Source organism: Alcanivorax sp. HI0044 (genome assembly GCF_001634945.1).
Window position 1 is genome coordinate 1 of the sequence record NZ_LWEZ01001512.1, and the last position, 996, is coordinate 996.

The following is a 996-nucleotide window of genomic DNA, read 5'->3' on the forward strand; positions in this document are numbered from 1 at the left end:
TTGCCCGGCGATAATTTGCCGCGCCACCTCACCGTATTCCTGTTTATGTCCCAACCAGGTGCTGGTGTGCTCGTTAAGACCGATAAACCCGTAACCGGCGCCGGCCAGAACCACCATCACCAGGGGAATACCTATCGCGCCCGTCATGTTCTTGCCGGCTTTGCGCCCTTCTCGGCGCCACATCATCCACAGCACCGCAGCCATCACCAGCAACAGAACCAGCGCCATCAACCACAACATCATTTCGTGCCCTCTTCCGGTTCTTTACCCTGGGATCTCTCATCTTCTGCTGCCGCTTTACGGCTGGCGTTACGCAGCAACATAGCGATCACTACGCCGCCACCCAATAACAACAAAATGGGGCCCAGCCACAAAATGGAGGTACCGGCATTCACCGGCGGGCGATAGCTGACAAAGTCACCATAACGAGAGACAAAATAGTCGACGATGTCCTCATCGCTTTTGCCTTCCAGGATCATGGTATGCACTCGCGTTCGCATATCCTGGGCAATGCCGGCATCGGAATCCGCAATGCTCTGGTTCTGGCATTTCGGGCAACGCAGTTCCTCAGACAGGATACGAAAACGCTGTTCCTGTTGTTCATTATCGAACTGATAGACATCAATGGCGGCCAAAGCCGGCATGGACAGCATCAGCAGCAACACCATACGCAGCATTATTCTTCTCCCTCACCCTGCCCCGTCGCTGGCGACTGTGTAGGCAATAAAGGAACAAATTTTTCTTCCCAGACGCGGGCATTCAAATCCCCCGCGTGGCGCAACACGATCTCCCCCGCCGGGTTAATCAGGAAAGTTTCCGGGGCCCCATAGACCCCCAGATCCAGTCCCAGCTGGCCATCGGCATCCACAATTACATGGGTGAAGGGGTTACCCAGGTTAGCCAGATATTGACGGGCGGCCGGCAGCTCGTCCTTGTAGTTCAACCCGGAAATGGCCACACCCTGCGCCGCCAGCTTCAGCAGATACGGGTGTTCCA

General features: G+C 55.9%; 2 protein-coding genes and 1 pseudogene. All 3 read right to left on the reverse strand.

Annotation, left to right across the window (positions count from 1 at the left end):
- Positions 1–243 (reverse strand): annotated as a pseudogene (locus tag A3730_RS22775) (cytochrome C biogenesis protein); the annotation flags it as partial.
- Positions 240–677 carry a cytochrome c-type biogenesis protein gene (locus A3730_RS22780; protein WP_063518626.1) on the reverse strand — a complete coding sequence of 146 codons (438 nt, stop codon included), beginning with the start codon at positions 675–677 and terminating at the stop codon, positions 240–242. The pseudogene A3730_RS22775 and the gene A3730_RS22780, both read right to left, overlap by 4 nt.
- The coding region (locus A3730_RS32110) for a redoxin family protein (protein WP_369819111.1) at positions 677–996 on the reverse strand (320 nt) is incomplete at its 5' end. The genes A3730_RS22780 and A3730_RS32110, both read right to left, overlap by 1 nt.